Source organism: Parasphingomonas puruogangriensis, from assembly GCF_036663635.1.
Classification (GTDB): domain Bacteria; phylum Pseudomonadota; class Alphaproteobacteria; order Sphingomonadales; family Sphingomonadaceae; genus Sphingomonas.
The window spans coordinates 269,872-291,181 of the sequence record NZ_JAXOJI010000002.1; the positions used below are offsets into that span (position 1 = coordinate 269,872).

Below are 21,310 nucleotides of genomic sequence, written 5' to 3' on the forward strand. Positions count from 1 at the left end.
CAGCCTGCGGCTGCCACATCCCCGTCCGGGGAGGATTGTGCGATTTCGCGTTCCAGGCGATAGCGCGTCCCGTGAAACGCCTCGCCCCTTTTCTCGCCCTTGCGCTTGGCGCGATCGCCGCCACCGGCTTCGCCCCGCTCGACCTATGGCCCGTCGCGCTGGCCAGCCTCGCCGCGTGGATGTGGCTGGTCCACGACGCGCCGACGCTGCGCCAGGCGCTGCTGCGCGGCTGGGCGTTCGGCGTCGGGCATTTCGCGCTTGGCAATAACTGGATCCAGCACGCCTTCGTGTTTCAGGATAATATGCCGCATTGGCTCGGCTATCTCGCCGTGCTGCTGTTGGCGCTGTTCCTCGCGCTCTACCCGATGGCCGCGGCCGGGCTCGCCTGGCGCTATGGACGTTCCCCGAACCAGAGCCCGGGCGTCGTCTATGGGCTGCTGTTCGCCGCCGCCTGGATCGTCACCGAATGGCTCCGCGCCACGCTGTTCACCGGCTATCCCTGGAACCCGCTCGCTGTGCTGTGGCTGCCGCTGCCCGGCGTGGCGCACGTCGCCGCCTGGGTCGGCACCTATGCGCTGTCCGGCCTGACCATCGCCGTGGCCGGCGCGCTGTGCGGCGCCGCGGCGCGCGCCTGGCGCTATCCCGCCATCGCCTTGGGCAGCGTCGCGCTGCTCGCCATGCTCGGCACGCCGACCCCGCCCGCCGCACGGACCGACCCCGCCGCCCCGCGCGTGCGCGTCGTGCAGCCCGATCTCGGCCAGGAGGAACGCCCGCAGGACGATTATGCCGAAGCGAATTTGCAGGCATTGCTGGCGCTGAACGGCACGCCCGGCCCCGCCCCGCGGCTGATCGTCTGGCCGGAAGGCGCGGTGCGCTACATGCTCGAGGACGGCTATCCCACCACGGCCTATTGGCGCGGCAGCGCGCCCTTCACCCGTATGCGCATTGCCGCCCCGCTCGGCCCCAACGACGTGGTGCTGACCGGCGGCAACGGCGTGCAGTTCGATGCTCAAGGCGAGATGATTGCCGCCACCAATTCGATCTTTGCCATCGATTCCCGCGCGCGCATCCTCGGCCGATACGACAAGGCGCATCTCGTCCCCTACGGCGAATATCTGCCCGCCCGCCCCTTACTGTCGCGCATCGGGCTCAACCGGCTGGTCCCGGGCGATATCGATATCCTCGACGGCCCCGGCCCGAGCGCGCTCGCCATCCCCCAATTCGGCGCGGTCGGCATGCAGATTTGCTACGAGATCATCTTCTCCGGCCAGGTGGTCGATCGCGCGCATCGGCCAGCCTTCATCTTCAATCCGTCCAACGACGCCTGGTACGGCTCGTGGGGCCCGCCGCAACACCTCGCGCAAGCGCGCCTCCGCGCGATCGAGGAAGGGCTGCCGATCCTACGCGCCACGCCGACCGGTATTTCTGCGATCATCGGCCCGGACGGCGCATTGCTCGCCACCATCCCGCTGAACACCGCCGGGGCGATCGAATTGCCGCTTCCCGCGCCCTATCCCCCCACATGGTTCGCACGCACCGGCAACCTGATGGCCGCGATCGTGACGGCGGCGCTGCTCCTGTTGGCATTTGCCTTCCGTCGCCGCGCTCGCTAGTGGGGCGATATAAGGAAAGCTTTATATCAGGCATGGCAACGGCCGAAGCTCTCCTCCACATCGAGGATAACCACATGCGTTCCAGTTTTCTCTTCACCTCCGAGTCGGTCTCCGAAGGCCATCCCGACAAGGTCGCCGACCAGATCAGCGATACGATCGTCGATCTGTTCCTGGCCAAGGACAGCCAGGCGCGCATCGCCTGCGAGACACTGACCACCACCAACCTGGTCGTGCTGGCCGGTGAAATCCGCTGCAAGGGCGTGTTCGAAAATGGCCAATGGGCCGATGGCGCGCTGGCCGAGATCGAGGCCGCAGTGCGCCAGACGGTCAAGGACATCGGCTACGAACAGTCGGGCTTCCACTGGAACGACTTCAAATTCTACAACAATCTTCACGGCCAGTCGGCGGAGATCGCGATGGGCGTCGACGAGACCGGCAATAAGGACGAAGGCGCCGGCGACCAGGGCATCATGTTCGGTTACGCGACCGACGAGACGCCTGGCCTGATGCCAGCCACGTTGTATTACAGCCACAAGATCCTGCAGCGCATGGCCGCCGACCGCCACTCGGGCGCCGCGCCGTTCCTCGAGCCGGACGCCAAGAGCCAGGTGACGCTCGAATATCGCGACGAAAAGCCCGTCGCCGCAACCGCGTTGGTCGTCTCGACCCAGCATGCGCCCGGCTATTCCGAAAAGGGGCAAAATCCCGATCCGGTGAAATATGCCGAGTTGCGGGACTATGTCATGGGCGTGTTCAACGATGTGCTGCCCGCCGGCTTCATCTCCGATGCGACGCAGATCTACATCAACCCGACCGGCGCGTTCGAGATCGGCGGGCCTGATGGCGACGCCGGCGTCACCGGCCGCAAGATCATCGTCGACACCTATGGCGGCGCAGCCCCACATGGCGGCGGCGCGTTCAGCGGCAAGGATCCGACCAAGGTCGATCGCTCGGCCGCTTATGTCGCGCGCTATCTCGCCAAGAATGTCGTTGCTGCCGGGCTGGCGCGGCGCTGCACGATCCAGCTCAGCTACGCCATCGGCATTGCCGAGCCGCTGTCGGTCTATGTCGACACGCACGGCACCGGCTCGGTCTCGGAAGCCAAGCTGGAGGAAGTGCTGCCCAAGCTGGTCCGCCTGACCCCCAAGGGCATTCGCGAACATCTCAAGCTCAATGCGCCGATCTACAAGAAGACCGCCGCCTATGGCCATTTCGGTCGCGAGCCCGAAGGCGACAGCTTTACGTGGGAGAAGACCGATCTGGTTGACGCGCTGAAGGCTGCGGTCGCCTGATCCCGGCGAGCGCCGCCTCCGCACCCCGGAGTGCGGCGCTCGCCACCAATTCGCCGATATAGCCGACCACCGCGCCGGCGACCGTATCGAGCAGATAATGTTTGCCGCTGGGCAATTGCGCGGCAGCCGCGGCACCCGCCACTGCGTATACCAGCAATGCCGCGCCCGGCGCATCGTGCGCCACCGCGCTGGCGATCGCCACCGCGCCCGCCGTATGGCCGGAGGGAAACGACGTCTGGTCGTGTTCCCGGCTGTCGCCTGTCTTGAACCGATGTTCGCCGCTGTCGAGCGCCTTGGCCGGTCGCGTCCGATCCACCGAATGCTTCACGACGTTCTTCAGGCCCGTTGCGATCAGATGGCTCGCCAGCATGCGCACGCCGCTTTTCGCCACCGCCGGTCGCCGCAGCACCGCGCCGACCAGGATCGTCACCACACTGAGCACGATCAGCGGCGGTTGGTCGGCAAGGTCGCCCGCCGCCTCGACGCGCTTCACGGCCGGCGTATCGCGCTGCGCCGCGGCCTTGCGGCTCAACTTGCGATCGGCCTTGACGACCGAAGTCGCCGCTTTCTTGCTTTTACCCATTACCCCCCAACCATCCCACCTCCAAATAGCTCCGCCGACTGGACGCGCGTCGTGCGTTCGCTAGAGCAGCGCCGATGATCGATCCGATGACCACCCGCCGCCTCTATGGCCGCCGCCAGGGCCACAAATTGCGCCTCGGCCAGGCCGAACTCGTCGAAGAGCTGCTGCCGCGCATCAGCGTGCCCGATAGCGGCCCGCTCGATGCGCTCACGCTGTTTGGCGATGCGCGCCCGCTCCAGCTCGAAATCGGCTTCGGCGCGGGCGAGCATCTCGCCGACCAGGCGATGGCGCATCCGGACACCGGCTTTATCGGCTGCGAGCCGTTCTTGAACGGCGTGGTCGGCGCGCTCGCGCATGTCCGCGATGGCGATCTCGCCAACGTCCGCCTCTATATGGGCGACGCGCTCGACGTGGTCGAACGCCTGCCCGATGAGTCGATCGATCGCCTGTACCTGTTGCACCCCGATCCGTGGCGCAAGGCGCGCCACGCCAAGCGCCGCATGGTCAATCACGGCCCGCTCGATCTGATCCATCGCAAGCTTAAGCCCGGCGCCGAATTCCGCCTCGGCACCGACGATCCGACCTATTGCCGCTGGTCGATGATGGTCATGAACCAGCGCCGCGACTTCGTCTGGCAGGCGGACACGCCGACCGACTTCCTGACGCGCCCGGACGACTGGCCGGAAACACGCTATGAGCGCAAAGCCCGACGCCAGGGCCATGAGGTTTGGTACTTCCGCTATATTAGGATCTGATATCCTAAAAAGCGACGAACTCTGCGCTTTTCTGGCTTCTGCGCGCCTTGAGTTACCCCAGTTCTCTACGGGGCGTGATCGCTGCGTGATGCTGGGAGCGCTTCATGGCCGTCGGGGAATAACCGGCGGCCTGCCTTGAACACCGACTAACGCGCGAGCCGGCTTGGGCGTCTGGCAGTCGCGATCGCTCAAGGAGTGGCCCCAAGCGCGGCCGATGGTCGATCGCAGCCTTCCCCGCCGATCGGAAGGACTCGGGCTATTGATAGCCCGAGTCCTATAGCCGGCACCTGATCAGGGTTCGCCCATCCTCAAGTGCCGGACCTTAGCTCATTTATCTGCTTTCCATCCGAACGCCGCCATCAGGATGTCAAAGAGCCCCGTATTGGGGAGGAAGCCGCGAACCTTGTCCGCGCCGGGGCCAGATGCTGCGGCGATCACCTCTTCGCCGGTATGACCGTCTTGAACGCTGATCACCTCGTTGGTGGCCGCGGTCATGTTGGGCTTGGCGGCTTCGGCCACGAACTGCGTGGCCAGCGGCGTACCGCGCTTGCCGCCGCCCATACGCAGCCCGAAGCTATGATCTGCGGTGAACAGGATCAGTGTATCCTTGCCGGCGATCGCGCTGACGCGACGGATCGTGTCGTCCATTTCGATAACGTGACGCAGGCCCTTATTGACGTCATCAGTGTGCATGTCCCATTCGACCATCAGGAAATAGCCTTTGGGATTGCGCTTGAGTTGACCGATCGTCGCCTCGACCGCGGGTATCGGCGCGAAATCTGTGTCGCGCAGGATCGCGGCGCGGTTCGCCTGGCGCACCAGCGCGGGATCTTCGCCGAAGCGATAGCCGGCGGCGTTAAACGCCTGGTCGGCCGTGGTCTGGCGGGCCGCGAAAGAGGCCAGCGCATCGGCACGTCCCTTGCCGATCAGGATATCGACGCCGTTGCCGAAGCGCGGCGCCAGCATCTGACGAAAAATCTCGTCCTTGTCCTTGCGCGACGCGACGTGCGCGTAGGTGGCGGCCGGGGTGGCATCCCAGATTTTCATGTTGGTGATCACGCCAGTCGAGAGCCCGAATTGCTCGGCATATTCCAGCAACGTCTTCACCGGCGTCACGCTGCCGCCCTGTGCGTTGGGCACGACCGAAACCATCGCATTGTTGGTCTTCCGCCCGGTCATGATCGCAGTCATGCCAGCGCCGGAATCGGTCACCCAGTTGTTGAGCGATGAGGTATCGGACAGGCCCACATGGGGCATCGACTGGATGAATAGCGATTGCGCGCGGTCATGCGCGAGGATCCCGGCGGCATTGATGGTGGAGAGGCCGCCGGCATCGCCGAGGAACACGATGACATTGCGCGCGCGCGGTACCACCATTGCGGGTTTGGCGCGCGCCCGAACATGCTCTTGCGCGGCGGCGGGACTGCCCTGCATGGCGACGCCGGCCAGGAGGCAAGCGAGCGACAGGCCGGCCGAAATGGACCGCATGCGGACCAGCGGCCGACGCGCGGACTGTCTGAAGAGATTGGTGCTCATGGTAAGTCTCCGAGTTGATTAGCGTTGAAAGAATGGGAATGGAGCGGCAGAATCAGTCGGACGCGCAGGCCGGGCTTGTTGTCCTCCAGCATCAGCGTGCCGCCGTGCAGTGATGCGACGGCCTTCGCCAGCGTCAGCCCCAGGCCGCTGCCGGGCGTACTGCGCGCGCTATCTAGACGCCCGAATTTACGCAGCGCCTCGCTTCGCCGCTCAGCGGGGATGCCGTTGGCGCGATCGGCAACACAAAGTTGCACCGCACCGTCCGCAACCATCGCTTCGAGCACGACGTGACCACCCTGGGCGCCGTATTTTAGAGCGTTGTCGATCAGGTTCGCCACGGCGCGGGCGATCAATGACCGGTTACCCTGCAGCATCAGGCCGGCCGGGCTGGTCACCGTTATTCGCACACCGTTGGTGGCGGCGAGCGGCTCATATATCTCGCACAGGTCGAAGAGCATTGCGCCGATATCGAGGTGCTTGAAATTGCCTCGGCCGATCCCAGCCTCGGCGCGGCTGATCTCAAGCGCGCCATCCAGGATGCGCAACACATAATCCACCTCCTGTGCAATGGCCTGAAAGCGGGGTTGTGGATCACCCAGTGGGTCGGTGCGCGCGCCGGACACCTGAATATGAACACGAGTCAGCGGCGAGCGTAGATCGTGCGCCAGGGCATCGGTGAGCACGCGATGTTCTTCGACCAGCGCCTCGATCCGCTCCAGCAACGTATTCAGCGACAGCTTCAACCGATCGACCGGATCGCCACTGCCATCGGTCTCGACGCGGCGGCTGAGATCCCCGGCGCCGACCTGCTGACCGACATCGGCAATCGCCGCCACCATGTGATTCATCTCGCGGACGATCGCCAGGCTGCCGAGCAGGCCGAACGGCACCGCCAGCACGAAGGCGGCGAGCAACGCCAGCAACAGTGCCCGGTGCATGTCCGCGCGGCTATCGAGTAACCCCCCGAGCAACAGGCGTTGCCCGGTGCCTAAGCGCACCGTGCGCACCAGAAACTCTTCTGGATGGGCGCTTCCTTCGCGTTCGAGCCACGCCGGGGTCCAATCCTGCGGTGCAGCGACGCCGCGCGGCCAAGCGGTCAGATTGCCGGCCATTTTGCGCCCTTGCGCGTCGACCAGCAGGATGGCCGTCTGATCGCGATGCGCCCGCTCCGCGCGGCTTTCCACCGCCGCCGTCAATCCGGCAACGCCGCCGATCCGATGTTGCTTTTCGAGGTTGCTCTGGCGAAACTCCAGGGGGCGGGCAAAGTCCGCCACCAGGATCCGGTCGATCTGGACATATACGAACAGCAGGATCGGCAAGGTGCATGCCATGGTGAGCACCAGGTGGAGAAGCACGAAGCGGCCGCTGGTCGAGCGCCACGGCCATCTGTTGCGCACGCCGCGCGGGGAGGCAGGGTTGCTCACAGACCCTGCTCGTCCGCCGACATCCCAAAGCTGTCGGTAGGCATAGCAGGTCCCAGTCGATACCCTGCGCCTCTGATCGTGTGCAGCAACGGCACCAAGCCCGGGCGGTCAACTTCCTTGCGGAGATTGCTGAGATAGACGTCGATGACGTTGGTGCCGGGATCGAAATCGTAATTCCACACCTTCTGGAAGATCATCGAGCGGGTGACCACCTGCCCCTGATTGCGCATCAGGAATTCCAGAAGCTGCAGGGCTCGCGGTTGCAATTGCAACGGATCGCCCGCGCGCTCGGCGCGCGACGCGAGGAGATCGAGCGTCAGATCGACGCAGGTCAGCCGCGTAACCACGCCCGCGGACGCGGTCCGTCGGCGATGCAGTACTTCCAGCCGGGCGAGCAACTCGGTCATGGCGAAGGGCTTGACCAGATAATCGTCCGACCCTGCCTTCAACCCCCGAACCCGCTCGTCGGTCGAACCGATCGCGGAGAGGATGATGACCGGTATGTCGTTCCCCTCCCCGCGCAACGCTTCGAGCACCGACAACCCGTCCAGGACCGGCAGCATGCGATCGAGCACGATGCCGTCAAAGGCAAGGCGTCGTGCCAGTTCCAGTCCATGGCCGCCATCGGCGGCCAGCGTGACGCGATAACCTGCGTCCTCTAGGCCGGAACGGAGGAACGCGGCCGTTGCCAGATCGTCTTCAATAACAAGGATCGTTCTAATCATTCTGTTTCCCGCCCGCGATACTGCTCGGGCATTCCGGTAACGATAGGAGGCGGCGTGTCCCCGAGGGTCAGCGCCGCCTCCGATCGCTCAGAAATTCAATCGCACGCCTGCCAGGTAGCGGCGACCGAACACCTCATGTTCGATCTGGCGCTCCGGGCTGCCCTGATAACGAATGCCTGGTTCATTGGTCAGGTTGTTGGCATCGACATAGAGCTGCACGCGCTCGTTAATGGCATAGCGCAGCGAGGCATCGAGCCGCGCGACATCCGCCCAATAAGCATCGCCGATAATGTCTCCCGCGCCGAGCGAGTCGAGATACGCCTTCTGCCACTGGTAGCTAACGCGCGCCGACAGGCCGTAACGCTCATAATAGCCCGAGAAATTGTAGATCAGTGGCGAGGCGCCGGGCAGATCGGTGGTGCGGCCGTCTGGTGTCGTCGCCTTGGAGTCGTTCAGCGTCAAATTTGCCTGGACGCCGAAGCCCTGTGCCCAGTCCGGTAGGCCGACGCTGCGGGCGAGACCTTCCAACGGCTGCGAAAAGGCGAATTCCAGGCCCTTGATATGGCCGCCGCCGCCATTGGCGACGGTCGCGTAACGATAGCCCGACCGATCCACGCCGTTGGAGTTGAGCACGTCGAGACCAAAAGACGACAATTCAACGTCGTACAGGATGTCCTTGAGCTGCTTGTAATAGACGCCGGCCGAGAAAAAGCCGCGCGATGGCATGTACCATTCGTAATAGAGGTCGATGCCCTTCGCGCGCTCAGGCTTCGCCTTGGGGTTGCCGCCCGACACCACTTCCTCGACATCGTCATAAGAGAAGTTGGGCCGCAGCTGATCATAATCCGGCCGCGCCGCGCCGGTATTGCCCGACAGACGCAGCTTCATGTCGCGGTTGATATCCCAGTTGACGTGCACGCTGGGATAGACCGACGTAAAGCTGCCCGACACGCTGGTCGGAACGTAGCCGCTAGCGGTCTTGGCCATGGCCGAGCCGGTGTTCTTCACGCGTTCGAGGCGCGCGCCGTAGACGATATTGCCCCAACCGAAATACGTCGTACCCATCAAATAGCCGGCAGCGACTTCCTCGCTGACGCGGTAGTCGTTTTCCTCGCTGGTATTGGCCTGCACCCGCGAGGCGCCCGCCGCGACATATTTGTCGAACAGCGCCTCGCCGAGATCGCTGGAGAAGTATTTGAAGCCGTAACCGAGCGCGAAATCGCCCTTATACGGTGTGTCGATGCTGATATCGCTCTGTGTCGGGCTGGCTAGCCCCGCGGCGGCGAGCGTGGCGGGAGTGACTTCGAGCACGGTGCGGCGCGATGTCTTGGTGCGCTTGTCATATTCACCGCCGAACTTGAACACGGTGTCCGCGCCGAACAGCGACAGGTTATGTTCGAGGTCAAGCTTGGCAGTGTAGGCGTTGGTGCGGTCCAACTGGCGATTGCGCGTCATGGTCAGGAAGTTGAGTTCGGTCGGCGAGATAAAGGGCCGCGCCGCGCCCGCGCTATAGGTGCCGTCCGCGTTGCGCACGGTATTGAACAATTGCACCTTGCTCTGGTTCGGGTCGCTGAAGTCGTAGACCAAAGTCGGACGCGACGTGAAGCTGGCCGGGCTTACCCAGGAAGACTGGAACGGCGGCTTGCTGCGCGCATCGGCCCGCGTGTAATTGAGGCGCCAGTTGATTTTCCAGGTATCGAGATCGTGCTTGCCGCCCAGCGTGTTGGTGAAGATGCTCTGTCGCGATGAGCTGCTGTTCAGCGTGCTCTCGATTTCCGAGCCATACAATGTGCCGCGTTGGGGCGTGTTCCCGGTGCGGATATCGGCATAGCCGGTGGTCGTGCCGACCGTGCTGCTCGCGGTCTTCTTGGCATCCTGATCAAGATCGAAAACCCAGGCGTTGCGCAATTCGTCATCGCGGAACTGGCTGTAGATCGAGCTCAGGAAGATCTGGCTGTTGGCATCCGGGCGCCATTCGAGCCGACCGGAATAGGACGTATTGCTGCGCTTCAGGCGATAGAGCTTGTTCTGTGTTTTGGCGTTCCAGATCCGGTTGGCGCCGCCGGCTTCGAGATCTTCCGGTGCGATTTCCCAGCTATTCTCGAAATTGTCCGTGACCATGTCGCGCTCGTAGCGCGACGCACCGATCAGGACACCCAACGTGTCGCCGGCAAAGCGTTCGGAAACGAAGCCACCGACGTTGTATTGTTTACCCTGACCGAGATCGTTGAAACCATAGCCGCCGTCGAGCGCCGCCTTGAAGCCCGGATAGTCGAACGGGCTGCGCGTGATGATATTGATGTTACCGGCCACCGTCTCGCCCGGCATGTCGGGCGTCACCGCCTTATGAATCACGGTCTGGCTGGCGATGGCCGACGGGATCGTGTCGAAGCGCGTCTCACGGCCGTCCGGACTGATCACATTGACCCCGTCGAAGGCCAGGGTGGTCCAGCTCGACGGTGCGCCGCGCAAGCTGATATAGCGCTCCTGCCCCTGATCGCGACCCACGCTGACGCCGGGTAGACGGCTGACTGCTGCGGCGATGTTCTGATCGGGGAAGCGGCCCGCGCTATCTGCGGCGATCACGTCGACGAGCGAGGTCGATGCACGCTTGAGCTGGAGCGCTGCGGCCTCGGACTCGGCGATCGGGCGCGTCCCGCTGACGATGATGTCCTCGCCATTTTCGGCGTCGTTCGGCTGCAGCACCAGCCGCACGTCGACCGGGCGGCTGGAGTTTACGGAGACCGATTGGCGCGCATTTTCATAGCCGACATAGGTAACGGTCAATTGCTGATCGCCGGTAGGAATACGCTGCAACGTGAATTGCCCGTCATTGTCGGTAACGCCGACGATGTCCGAGCCCTCGACGCGCACCTGCGCACCGCGCAACAGATCACCGGAAGGGGTCGTAACCGTGCCAGTTACCCGGCCGTCGCCCTGTGTCTGGTCCGCCGCCTGGGCATGCGCCGGCAAGCTGATCCAGCCACCGCCGATCGCAAGAGCAGACAGCGCTATGCAAGATGAAATTGATCTCTTCGAGCGGCGATAACGTATGGACACGATAAAATACCCCCAACCCCGCGCACTACTCCACGGGGTATATTTGTGAAAACATCAGGATGATTAATAAACGACGCCAAATATTAGGCCGGACAGAACATCAGAACGGGAAAGTTGCTTGGCGCGACGCTGCTTTTATTATTTCGCCGCTTCCACAATCGCGGCACTAAGGGGCAGTATTTACGTTTCTGTGACAGAGTATAACATTAACGAAATTTAAGACTTGGGAATTGGATAGGGGAAGATCCAACCGAGACGGCGGGTCTGGCATAGGGGTGAGCAGAATAATCCCCTCCCGGTCGTTCAAGCCGCCCTCCCCCCTCCCCAAAGCGGACTTTCGTTCTGACGCACTTTTCAAATGGGGGATGACGACGGCATGCCACGCGCGTCGGCGATCACGGCGGGGGCAACGTTGCTGCCGACCGCGCCTGCCTCAGCCTCGGCAATCACGCGATATTGCCGCGGAAACACGGCGTCTGGCTGCCCTGCTTCCAGCCCCGATAGCCGAAATGCAGGAATGGGCGGGGCGCATCCGAATGCTTGGCGGCGGGTTGCTCGACTAACCAGCCCCGCACCGACCTTGGTGGCTTGCGTCGCTCTGGTTCCTGCGGGTGGTGTCGCCAGACGCCCACGGCGGTGGACTGAGCCGGCGAGCCTATTTGGCGGAGATCAGACGCACCAAGGCAGGGTCGGTCTTGCAGCTGCTGGACGTCGCCTGACCAGCTAAACCGCGCCCGTCATACTGTGCGGATTGCGGAAACGGACACAGCATGCGGGTGAAGCGGACCGTGCCGCCGTCGCGTTTGGCAGCGATCAGCCGTTGGGGAATTCTGCCCTGTTCGACCCAGCCGATCAGCGCCCACAACACGTCGCGCTCCGGATCGAGGGATTCACCCGCTTGCCCGGAGCCGCCGAACGCATCGACGCCAGGTCCGCCACGGCAATGATACATGCCCGGCACCATGAACAACCGCACGGAATCGTCGAGCTTGGCGATCCCGCCCTGTGCGCGGGCAAGGGCGCCGTAATAATGCAGTGTTGGCCCGGCATTGGTCGAAGGGTCAGCCCAGCCCTGATAGAGGATCGCCTTCCCGCCAGCGCGGACGAACGGCGCGATCGCCGTCTTATCGGCGCGCAGTTCGGGCATCAGCCGATTGGCGGCTGCAAGATCGGCGGTGCGGCGAAAGCCGTCTTCGTTCCACTTGGGATCGTTGTAGACCCCGTCTGCCCACATCGCGCGCAACAATGGCGATGGCGGCCCTGGCCGCGTGCGTACGCCGGGATACAGGCCCCAATCCATCGCCCTGCCCCGCTCGTCCGGCATCGGCTGCACGATCGTCTGCAACATCGCCAGCTTGGGCCCGGATAGGCAATCCGCACTCTGGCCCGGCTTGCACGCCAGGTCGCGGGGCTTGAACGTGCAGCGCAACGGGTTCTCGACGATGCCGTCCGCGACGCCGTCAATCTTGTCGCAAGCAGCAGTGGCGCGCCGCTCGTACAAGGCCCAATCGCTGTCGCCCAGTGCCCCTGCGGGATCGTTCTTCTGCAACAGCGCGCCCCACATCATGCGCACCGATTGCAGCGGCATATATGGCCCCGGCGCGCCGGCCACGACGCCGTCATAATCGCCAGGGTAATTTTGCATCTCTTTGAGCGCCTGGCGCCCGCCGCCGGAGCAGCCGAGATAATAGCTCTTGTCGACGCCGCGACCGTAAAAGGCGCGCGCCAATGATTTCGCAGCCTGCGCGGTGAGGTGCGTCGCGCGGTGCTCGTAATCGACCCGCGCTTTGGGGTCGGCCATCCAGCGCAGCTGCGTGGTCTTGTGGCCGCTATCGGTAGTGACCGTGGCGAAGCCCTGGGCGATGCGGCGGCTCATGTCGCTATAGTTGAACACGCCGGCGTCACCGCCGACGCCGGCCCCCAGCAGCCGCCCATTCCATTCGGCAGGCAGCCATAGTTCGAAGCCGATATTGCCCTCGATCGTGCCTTCGACGCGGCATAACGGCACGCGCACCGGCTCCGGCTTGTAAAAGCTGGCGGTAATCGGGGTCCAGACCGGGGTTGGCGTGACCATCGTCGCCCGGACGATGGTCACGCTGGCCGGCGCCGGGCCGGCGAGCGCGGCGCAGGCCGCCGCCGCCGCGGCGGCCAGCATCAGAACTTGACCTGTGCCGTGACCGAGAAGATGCGCGGCACGGGATTGGCCGACTGCGGATCATAGCCGCCCGTGGTATCGACGAACGGCGGGTTCTCGTCGAACAGGTTGCGCACATCGCCCGTCAGCGTGAGGTGATCGTTAAAGGCATAGCCGACCGACAGATCAAACGTATCGTAATTGCTTACCGCCTGGATCGGAACGACCGTATTGTTGTCGTAGCCGGCCAGATGGTTCCAGGTGAAGCGTGAGCGCAGCCCGTCCCATTGGAGCCCGACATCGGCCTGCGTGCGGAACTTCTGCGCGAAGCCGAACGTGTCGAGCACATCGACCAGCCCGGAGCCGGGCACCGCTTCGAAACGGTAATCGAGGATATACGTACCCTGGATTCCGGCATCGAGCTTCACGTTGCCGAGGCTCCAATCATAGCTCAGCCCGAAATCGAGCCCGCGCAGCAGCGTCGTGCCGAGATTCTGGCGGCGGCCATCGGCGATGAACGTAACCTGCGACTGATCGATCGCGGCATTGATCGGCAAGCCCGAATTGACCAACGCGGCGATCGTCGCCGCGCTCGGATTGAACTGCACGAAGCTGGCGTAAAGCGGGTTGGTCAACAGGCCGGTGGTGCCGCGCAGCGCCTGGATCTGATCGGTATAGTCGATCCGGAAATAGGTCACGCTGGCGCGCAAGCCCGGCATCTCGACCGGCGCGGCTTCCACGCCGAACGACCAGGTCTTGGCCGTCTCCGGCTTGAGGTTCGGATTGCCGCCGGCCAGGCCGATGCCGATCTGGTTGCCCGATGGGCCCGGCAGCGTATCGAAATACAGGCCGGCGCCACCTGCGACGGTGGACTTTTCGGCAAAGGTCGGCGCGCGGAACGAGGTGCCGTAGCTGCCCCGCAGCGTCAGGCCCCGAAACGGCTTGTAGGTCAGGCCGAACTTGGGATTGGTGGTGCTGCCGAAATCGCTGTAATGTTCGTAGCGCAGCGCGAGCGACAGCGAGAGTTGTTCGATCCCCGCCATCGCATTGGCCGATCCGACGACAGGCACGAACAGTTCGCCGAACGCGGCGTTGACCGTGCGACTGCCGGCATCGTTGACGCTGACCGGCGTGGCCGCCTGACCGGTGAGCAGATCGCTATAGGTATATTCCACGCGATGTTCGCCGCCGAGCGCGATCCGCACATTGCCGCCGGGCAGCGCGAACAGTGACCCGTCGACCTGCCCATTGACCACATCGAGCCGGGTGCGGCCGGTGATGACGAACAGATTGTCGGTTAGCCGCGCGATCGTCGCCGGATTGTTGGGGCCACCAAACAGGTTGAGCGCGGTCGCCGGATTGGTATCGGCCAGTGCCGCAGCCAGCGCACGGGCATTGACGCCCGAATAGCGGCGATCGGCAACTTCCTCGGACTCGCCATGGGCGTAATAGACCGTGCCCTTGAAGTCCCCGAACAGCTTCGCCTCGACGCCGCCAGACACGTTCCAGGATTCGGAATGGAACGGATTATATTGCAGGCCGATCGTCGGCACGAGCGAATAGGCCACCTGCACCGAGGTCGCCCCGGCCACCGGGCTGACGAAGAACGGATTAGTGTTGCGCACCGTGGCGTTGATCGTCGGGTTGATCGCCAGCTTGCCCTTACGATAGGAATAGAAGCCGTCGGCAAACACGCGGATACCGTCGGTGATCTCCTGCCCAAAGGCGCCCGTGACGCTGTAACGTTGCTGTTCGGCAATCACCGGATCTAGCCCGCCATAGAAGCAGCGGTTGGCGGTCCCGCGCACCAGCGACCCGACATTGGCCGCGGTCACGCCGCCGGTGGGAATGGCATAGGTGCCGCCGCCGACGGTGATGGTGCCTGGATCGCAATTGGTTACGCGCAGGTCGCGGCCGCCCCGGGCGCGATTGTCGTTTTGGTAGAAATCCAGATCGCTGCCGTACAGCGCCGCATTGGCGGTATATTCGCCGGCCAGCATGGCATAGCCGCCGTCCCACTTCTTGCCGGCGATCAGGGCGGCCTGCTTTTCGTCGTAATTGCTGTCGGTAAAGCCGTAGCGTACGCGACCCTCGATACCGTCGAGATCTTTGCGCAGGATGAAGTTGACCACCCCGGCAATGGCATCAGAACCGTAGATCGCCGAAGCGCCGTCGGCGACGACCTCGACGCGGCCCAGCGCGATCGAGGGTAGCACCGAGGGATCGGTGAACTGGCCCTGCGTGCCCTGCGGGGGCAAGCGGCGACCGTCATAAAGCAACAAGGTTGCGTTGGTGCTGAGCCCGCGCAAGTTGATGCCGGCGCCGCGGGTGGCGTTGGCCGCGCCGTTCTGCGCCGAGCCGCCGGCGCGGTTGGCGCCGAGCGAGACGACCTGCGGCACGCGGCGCAACAGATCGTTGGTCGAGATCACCGGCTCCTGCGCAATCTTCGCTTGATCAATGGCGATGACGTTCGAACCAACCGGCGCGACGCCGCGGATGCGGCTGCCGGTGACGATGATGTCTTCCGCTGCCTGCGTGTCGAGCGCACCCTGCTCGGCCGGGCTCGCGGTTGCCTGTTCGGTTTCGGGGACTTCCTCTGCCGTCTGGGCAAGGGCCGGCATGGCCAGACCGATGGCGAGTGCGCCGAATGCGGCCTTGCTCAGCCAGGTGACGCGGCGCGCATGGGTGTTCATCATTCTCTCTCTCCCGATGATCGCCTGCCGCTTAATGTTGCGGCTCGGCAAAATAGTGGTGGTCAGACAGTCTCGGCGCGGGCCGGGACAACGCGCCGCGACAGGCGCGGCGCCAGCGAAAGCAGTACAATGGCGGCAATCAGGATGGCGGCACCGACGAGCTCGGCTGGGCGCGGCATCGGCAGACCCCAGAACCAGGCCAGGATTACCGCGCCGCCCACGCCGGCGACGAGGCTGGCGGCGCGCTCGAGCGGCACGCAATAAGCATTCTCGCGGGCATCGAGCAGGATGATGATGGCGAAGACCGAGATGATGGTCAGCGTCAAGCCGATGGCGAATAGCGGGAAGATCACCGGATCGCTCCACACCGAGATAAAGCCCCAGCCGAGCGCCCCGGATTGCGAGCCGATGCCGGAGGCGGAGATCGCCGCCAGTACTGCCACCGACAGCGGCAAGGCGATGACCTTTTCCTCGACGAAATAGCGCCGTACCGACGCCGGTTCGCCGGTCTTCGACACCTTGGTCATCACCGCCAAGCGGAGAAAATAGCCGGCGGTGTAGAGGATCACGGTAAGGATCGCGAGCGGCGGCAGATCGAAACCGCCGCGATCGAACAAGGTAATGATCAGCGCGACCAGCACCATCGCCAGCGCCGCCCAGCTCCACCAGCGCACCTTGCGGCCGAACATCAGATCGACCAGCGGCGCGATAAGCAGGATATCACCGCGCATCAGCAATTGGATGAACGGGATCGAGACGCCTTCGAAAGTGAAGGACAGGGGCACGGTGAACAGCACTAAGGCGGTGCCCAGACCGGATAGCAACGTATATTTGGTCGGCACAGGCACACGCGCGCCGGCAATATGCACGGCATTGGCATCGCGGTGCCAACCCGAAGCCCAGATGAAGATGTAGGTCAGCACCGTGCTGATGATGAGGGACGCGGGCAGCGTCTCCAGCCCGGTCAGCGGACGGCCCAGGCCGGCATGCGGAGTGCTCGTCACCAACTTGGTGATGATCACGTTGGGCAGATAGGCCAGGAAATAGAGCAGGACATAGCCCTCGAGCGGAAAGCGCTGCCAGCGGCTCATGCAACCGCTCCCAGTTCGACCATGTCGTTGGTCACGGTATAGCGCGCATTGAGCCCGGCCTCGGCCGTGATCGCGGTCATATATTCGACGATCTCGGCATGGCGCGCGCTCCCCGGTTCGACCAAGCGGGGCACGGCGTCGGTGTCGATATAGAGCGGCAAAAGCCCGGCGCGGACGATCTTGCCACCAGCAATTTCGAGGCGCGCAACGATCGACAGGCGCGATGCGGTGGGAAAATTGTACAGGCTATCGAAATCGGGCTCCCATTCCTCGGCCAGCACGCGGATCTCGTTGAAGCTCTTGGATGCGGCGTGCGCAGGGTCCATCCGCAGATCGGTAGCGAAGTTGCACAGTGAGTAGAATACCGGCTTGCCGTCGATCAATTCACACCCTTTCAGGATATGCGCATGGCCGCCAAGGATGGCATCGGCCCCGGCGGCGATCGCCGCACGGGCCACGTCGCGCTGGTAGTCGGCAATCGTCGCGCGGACGAAATGGATGCCCCAATGCTGCGAGACGATGACCAGATCGGCCTCGGCCCTGGCGGCGCGAATATCCGCTTCCATCGCCGCCAGATCGTCGCGATGCGGGTAGGTGTGAATCCGGGCCGGCGTGCCCGGCTGGTCGTGCTCGACCTGCTCGTACACGGTGAACGCACGCATCGGGGTACACCCCGGGCGGCGCTCGTCGGCCCAATAGGCCTGTGGCAAAATGCTGCAATAAGCCAGCACGGCGACCGTCGTGCCATCGCCCAACGTAAACCGGACAGGTTTTCGCGCCTCGAGGATATTGGCGCCGGCGCCGACCGTCTTGACGCCGGCGGCTTGCAGATTGGCCTGCGTCTCGAAGAACGCGTCATTGCCCCAGTCCAACACATGGTTGCCGGCGAGCGACACGATATCAAAGCCCGCGCGGCCCAGCGCTGCGGCGCCATCCGGTCTGGCCAGCACGGCATGGCGCGCTTGCGGCAGGCGCACGCCCTGCGCCGCGAAGCTGGTCTCGATTTGCCCGAACGTGATGTCGGCCGCCGCCAGCAGGTCGCGTGTGGCAGCGAAACTTTCGTCATAGACCTCGCGGTCCATCGCCAGATCCCCGACGGCGAGGAAGACGTGGCTCATGCCGCCGCCTCGAACGCGATTGGCGCGGTGAGCGCGCCGATTTCGGGGAAACGCGTTGGGCGCGGTTCGGCGGTAAGCGCAAAGCCGGGCGCAGCGGCAAGCAATTCCTCGATCGCAATGACCAACTCGAGCTTGGCCAGGCCAGCACCGATACAGGTATGCGGGCCGCGGCCGAAGGCGAGCGAATCCTTCATGTTGGGACGATCGATCTTGAAGGCTTCGGGATCGTCGAACACGTCGGCATCGCGATTGGCCGAGGCGTAGACCAAAGCGATTGGCTCACCGGCCGGGATCGGGCAGCCGCGGATCGTGACATCCTCGACCGCCGTACGCGCGAAACCGCGATACGGCGTATAGAGCCGCAGAAATTCGTCGACTGCGGCGGGGATCAGCGATGGATCGGCGCGCAATTCGGACTGCAGCGCCGGAGCGCGGCTGAGATGGACCGCGATCGAACCGATCAGCACGCTGGGGGCAATGATGCCGACGACCAGCACCTGCCGGATCGTCCCGACAATCAGTTCCTCGGGCAACGGTTCGCCATCCACGCGCACCGCGAGCAACGCGCTGGTGGCATCCTCATCTTCCGACATCGGGTTGGCGCGACGATCGGCCACGATGGCGCGCGCCATGTCGTACAGCACCAAGCTCGATTCCTTGGTTGCATCCATGTCAGCGAACTGCACCGCGATATTGTACCGCTGGCCGACGGCAGTCAGCTCGGCGACGGCCTCTGCCGACAGGTTCATCCAGTGCGCGAAGGTCGCGATCGGCATATGCGCACCGTAATCGGCCACGACATCGCCGCCCCCGGCGTCGCGCATCTTGGCGAGGAGATCGCGGCAGATCGTGCGGATGACGGGCTCGAGCCGCGCAATGCGTCGTTCGGTGAACAGCGGCGCAAGCGCCCGGCGATAGGGCGTGTGTTCCGGCGGATCGAGATGCAATGGCGGCCGCCGCCCTGTGAAGGCGACCTTGGGAATGACATTCTGTTGGGAGGTGATGAACGTTTTCCAGTCGCTGGCCGCCTCGGCCACGTCGGCATGCTTCATCAGCGCGTAAAATCCACCCCAGGCATCGGTATGGGCAACCGGGCATTCGCTGCGCAGCCGCGCATATTCGGCGTTCGCACTGTCGAACGTTTCGGGAGCCAAAGGATCGAAGTCATGTGCCATAACAATATTGATAACGCGCCATGCAAGCGCTTGCAATCACAATTTTGCAACCAACTGCGGCTTGGGCCATAGAGCATTATGGCCACCCGCGCACCACGACTGGACGATGTCGCCGCCCATGCAGGCGTGTCCGCCGCGACCGTATCGCGCTTTCTCAACAATCCGGAGGTGGTGGCCGAGGCCACGGCGGTGCGCATCCGCGCCGCGATCCTGGCAGTGAATTACGTGCCCAATCTCAACGCCGGCGCGCTCGCCGGCAGCCGCTCGCGGCTGATCGCGGCGCTCGTGCCGGATATCGCCGCGTCGATCTTCAACGATACGGTCGAAGCGATGATCGAGGAATTGGCGAGCGACGGCAACAGTGTGGTGCTGGCGCTGACCGGGGCCGACAATCAGCGCCTCCACGCCGAGATCAATATGGCGCTGTCGCGGCGCGTCGATGCGATCATCCTGACCGGTATCGTGTCCGATGCGGAAACGCGGGCACGGCTGCGCGCCAATCCGGTAACCGTCATCGAGACCTGGGGGCTGCCCGAAGACCCGATCGACGTGGCCGTCGGCTTTTCGCACCGCGCAGCGGGCACCGAAATGGCCAAATTCTTGCGCGGGCGCGGCTATCGCCGGCCGCATCTCGTGGTGCCGCGTTCGTCACGGTCGGAACGCCGCGCGAGGGGCTTTGCCGAACGCTGGATCCACGACGGCGGCACCGAGCCGACTCGGCTCGATGTCAACGTACCCAGTCATTTCGGTCAGGGCCGGCTTAGCTACCGCGCGCTTGATGACCTGCCGGAGCGCCCCGACGTGGTCGTCTGCGGATCGGATTGGATCGCGCAGGGGCTGATCGTGGAAGCGCAGGCGGCCGGGATTCGCGTACCGGACCAGCTTGCCGTTACCGGGTTCGGCAATCTCCGCATGGCCGGCGACATGCGCCCGACCATCACCTCGGTGGATATCGACGGGGCCAGGATCGCGCGCGAAGTATTGCGCGTGTTGCGTGCGCGCGCGGCGAACGAGAAGATCGAGACGCGGATCGATGTAGGATTCCGTGTGATTGCACGGGAGAGCGCATGAAACCGCTTGCATAGGCCGTGTCGGGCATAATAGCTTTTCTCTATAACAATATAGGAGAGCAAAATGCGGTTTGGATTGGTCGTTCTATTAGTGTGCGGCAGTACCGCCATCGCAGCGGCGCAACAGGCACCTCAGGCCGGTGCGGCACAAGATTATGCCAAGATGCGGGGCGAGGCCAATGCTCGGCCCGATTCCCGGGGCACCGGACCCTACCCCGCCGTCAAGCTCGTTGAGGGCACGCTGGCCGGCCATGTCGTCTATCGTCCTGCCAATCTCGCCGCGCTGGGCGCGCGCAAGCTCGGCATATTGGTGTGGGGCAATGGCGGCTGCAGCGACGATGGGGCCAGTGCGCGCTTCCATCTCGCGGAGATCGCCTCGCACGGTTATGTCGCTATCGCGCCGGGCCGCGTCCTGAGCGGCCCGGGCGTCGCCGCTGCGCCGCCGCGACCGCGGGATGCTGGCCCTCCGAAACTCGCGGTGGAGACCAGCGCAAACGAGGTGCGCGCCGGCATCACCTGGGCACTGGCCGAAAATGGCCGCAAAGGAAGCCCCTATTACCGGCGTATCGACCCCACATTGATCGCGGTAGCCGGGCATAGCTGCGGCGGGCTGCAGGCGATGCAAGTCGCTGGCGATCCGCGGGTGCGCGCGGTAATCGTGCACAATAGCGGCGTGTTCACCGACGGCAGCAACCCGATCGCCGGAATGACGGTCGACAAATCCCTGCTCAAGACGTTGCACACGCCAATCCTCTATGTGCTCGGCGGCCCCAGCGACATTGCCTATGCCAACGGCACCGACGACGTCCGCCACATTAGCCATGTCCCAGCGATGCTGCTCAACCTGCCGGTCGGCCATGGCGGCACGTTCCTCCAGCCCAATGGCGGGCGTGTCGCGCAGGTCGCCGTCGACTGGCTGGAGTGGCAGCTGCGCGGCGACAAGCAGGCGGCGACGGTGTTCAGCGGCAAGGATTGCGGGCTGTGCACCGACAAGGCCTGGACAGTGGAGCGCAAGGGCATCGAGTAATATCGCGCTCTTTG

At 64.2% G+C, this 21,310-nt stretch carries 15 protein-coding genes; 5 read left to right on the top strand and 10 right to left on the bottom strand.

Features of this window, described 5'->3' with window-relative positions; translation table 11 throughout:
- Window positions 1–71 precede the first annotated feature (71 nt).
- Together lnt and metK are read left to right on the top strand one after the other, a co-directional pair.
- Complete coding sequence (gene lnt, locus U1739_RS06740) at window positions 72–1,613, top strand: apolipoprotein N-acyltransferase (RefSeq protein ID WP_332705513.1); 1,542 nt, start codon at window positions 72–74, stop codon at window positions 1,611–1,613.
- Window positions 1,614–1,687: 74 nt separating this feature from the next.
- Window positions 1,688–2,905, top strand: coding sequence for a methionine adenosyltransferase (metK, locus tag U1739_RS06745; protein ID WP_332705516.1), 1,218 nt, complete (start codon window positions 1,688–1,690; stop codon window positions 2,903–2,905).
- Here metK and U1739_RS06750 read toward each other — a convergent pair.
- Window positions 2,853–3,488, bottom strand: coding sequence for a phosphatase PAP2 family protein (locus U1739_RS06750; protein ID WP_332705519.1), 636 nt, complete (start codon window positions 3,486–3,488; stop codon window positions 2,853–2,855). The two genes, metK and U1739_RS06750, sit on opposite strands and share 53 nt — an antisense overlap.
- Window positions 3,489–3,562: 74 nt before the next feature.
- On the opposite strand from U1739_RS06750, the gene trmB reads away from it, so the two are divergent.
- Window positions 3,563–4,243 (top strand): tRNA (guanosine(46)-N7)-methyltransferase TrmB, encoded by a 681-nt coding sequence (trmB, locus tag U1739_RS06755; protein ID WP_332705522.1) that lies wholly within the window; start codon window positions 3,563–3,565, stop codon window positions 4,241–4,243.
- 327 nt (window positions 4,244–4,570) lie between these two features.
- On the opposite strand, the gene U1739_RS06760 is transcribed toward trmB, so the two are convergent.
- From U1739_RS06760 to U1739_RS06800, 9 genes are all read right to left on the bottom strand, one after another.
- Complete coding sequence (locus tag U1739_RS06760) at window positions 4,571–5,779, bottom strand: alkaline phosphatase (protein ID WP_332705525.1); 1,209 nt, start codon at window positions 5,777–5,779, stop codon at window positions 4,571–4,573.
- A complete protein-coding gene (locus U1739_RS06765) occupies window positions 5,776–7,098 on the bottom strand; it encodes a sensor histidine kinase (RefSeq protein WP_332705528.1) in 1,323 nt (440 codons plus the stop codon). Before U1739_RS06765 ends, U1739_RS06760 begins: the two co-directional genes overlap by 4 nt.
- A gap of 101 nt (window positions 7,099–7,199) precedes the next feature.
- A complete protein-coding gene (locus tag U1739_RS06770) occupies window positions 7,200–7,928 on the bottom strand; it encodes a response regulator transcription factor (RefSeq protein ID WP_332705531.1) in 729 nt (242 codons plus the stop codon).
- 87 nt (window positions 7,929–8,015) lie between these two features.
- Window positions 8,016–10,901 (bottom strand): TonB-dependent receptor, encoded by a 2,886-nt coding sequence (locus U1739_RS06775; RefSeq protein ID WP_332705534.1) that lies wholly within the window; start codon window positions 10,899–10,901, stop codon window positions 8,016–8,018.
- 742 nt (window positions 10,902–11,643) lie between these two features.
- Complete coding sequence (locus tag U1739_RS06780; RefSeq protein ID WP_332705537.1) at window positions 11,644–13,143, bottom strand: tannase/feruloyl esterase family alpha/beta hydrolase; 1,500 nt, start codon at window positions 13,141–13,143, stop codon at window positions 11,644–11,646.
- On the bottom strand, window positions 13,143–15,818 hold the full coding sequence (locus U1739_RS06785; RefSeq protein WP_332705539.1) for a TonB-dependent receptor: 2,676 nt from the start codon (window positions 15,816–15,818) through the stop codon (window positions 13,143–13,145). Before U1739_RS06785 ends, U1739_RS06780 begins: the two co-directional genes overlap by 1 nt.
- A gap of 59 nt (window positions 15,819–15,877) precedes the next feature.
- Window positions 15,878–16,906: a hypothetical protein gene (locus tag U1739_RS06790; RefSeq protein WP_332705542.1), complete on the bottom strand. Its 1,029-nt coding sequence runs from the start codon at window positions 16,904–16,906 to the stop codon at window positions 15,878–15,880.
- Window positions 16,903–18,024, bottom strand: coding sequence for a CapA family protein (locus tag U1739_RS06795; protein ID WP_332705545.1), 1,122 nt, complete (start codon window positions 18,022–18,024; stop codon window positions 16,903–16,905). Before U1739_RS06795 ends, U1739_RS06790 begins: the two co-directional genes overlap by 4 nt.
- Window positions 18,021–19,199, bottom strand: coding sequence for a cytochrome P450 (locus U1739_RS06800; RefSeq protein ID WP_332705548.1), 1,179 nt, complete (start codon window positions 19,197–19,199; stop codon window positions 18,021–18,023). The genes U1739_RS06795 and U1739_RS06800 overlap by 4 nt, the downstream gene beginning before the upstream one ends.
- A gap of 78 nt (window positions 19,200–19,277) precedes the next feature.
- On the opposite strand from U1739_RS06800, the gene U1739_RS06805 reads away from it, so the two are divergent.
- On the top strand, window positions 19,278–20,270 hold the full coding sequence (locus U1739_RS06805; protein WP_332705551.1) for a LacI family DNA-binding transcriptional regulator: 993 nt from the start codon (window positions 19,278–19,280) through the stop codon (window positions 20,268–20,270).
- Window positions 20,271–20,333: 63 nt separating this feature from the next.
- Window positions 20,334–21,296, top strand: coding sequence for an alpha/beta hydrolase (locus U1739_RS06810; RefSeq protein WP_332705554.1), 963 nt, complete (start codon window positions 20,334–20,336; stop codon window positions 21,294–21,296).
- Window positions 21,297–21,310 lie beyond the last annotated feature (14 nt).

Excerpts from the sequence above, each read along its gene's own strand:
- metK (WP_332705516.1), top strand. The coding sequence starts at position 1,688 with ATGCGTTCCAGTTTTCTCTTCACCTCCGAGTCGGTCTCCGAAGGCCAT.
- U1739_RS06750 (WP_332705519.1), bottom strand. The coding sequence starts at position 3,488 with ATGGGTAAAAGCAAGAAAGCGGCGACTTCGGTCGTCAAGGCCGATCGC.
- trmB (WP_332705522.1), top strand. The coding sequence starts at position 3,563 with ATGATCGATCCGATGACCACCCGCCGCCTCTATGGCCGCCGCCAGGGC.
- U1739_RS06760 (WP_332705525.1), bottom strand. The coding sequence starts at position 5,779 with ATGAGCACCAATCTCTTCAGACAGTCCGCGCGTCGGCCGCTGGTCCGC.
- U1739_RS06770 (WP_332705531.1), bottom strand. The coding sequence starts at position 7,928 with ATGATTAGAACGATCCTTGTTATTGAAGACGATCTGGCAACGGCCGCG.
- U1739_RS06780 (WP_332705537.1), bottom strand. The coding sequence starts at position 13,143 with ATGCTGGCCGCCGCGGCGGCGGCGGCCTGCGCCGCGCTCGCCGGCCCG.
- U1739_RS06785 (WP_332705539.1), bottom strand. The coding sequence starts at position 15,818 with ATGATGAACACCCATGCGCGCCGCGTCACCTGGCTGAGCAAGGCCGCA.
- U1739_RS06790 (WP_332705542.1), bottom strand. The coding sequence starts at position 16,906 with ATGAGCCGCTGGCAGCGCTTTCCGCTCGAGGGCTATGTCCTGCTCTAT.
- U1739_RS06795 (WP_332705545.1), bottom strand. The coding sequence starts at position 18,024 with ATGAGCCACGTCTTCCTCGCCGTCGGGGATCTGGCGATGGACCGCGAG.
- U1739_RS06800 (WP_332705548.1), bottom strand. The coding sequence starts at position 19,199 with ATGGCACATGACTTCGATCCTTTGGCTCCCGAAACGTTCGACAGTGCG.
- U1739_RS06805 (WP_332705551.1), top strand. The coding sequence starts at position 19,278 with ATGGCCACCCGCGCACCACGACTGGACGATGTCGCCGCCCATGCAGGC.
- U1739_RS06810 (WP_332705554.1), top strand. The coding sequence starts at position 20,334 with ATGCGGTTTGGATTGGTCGTTCTATTAGTGTGCGGCAGTACCGCCATC.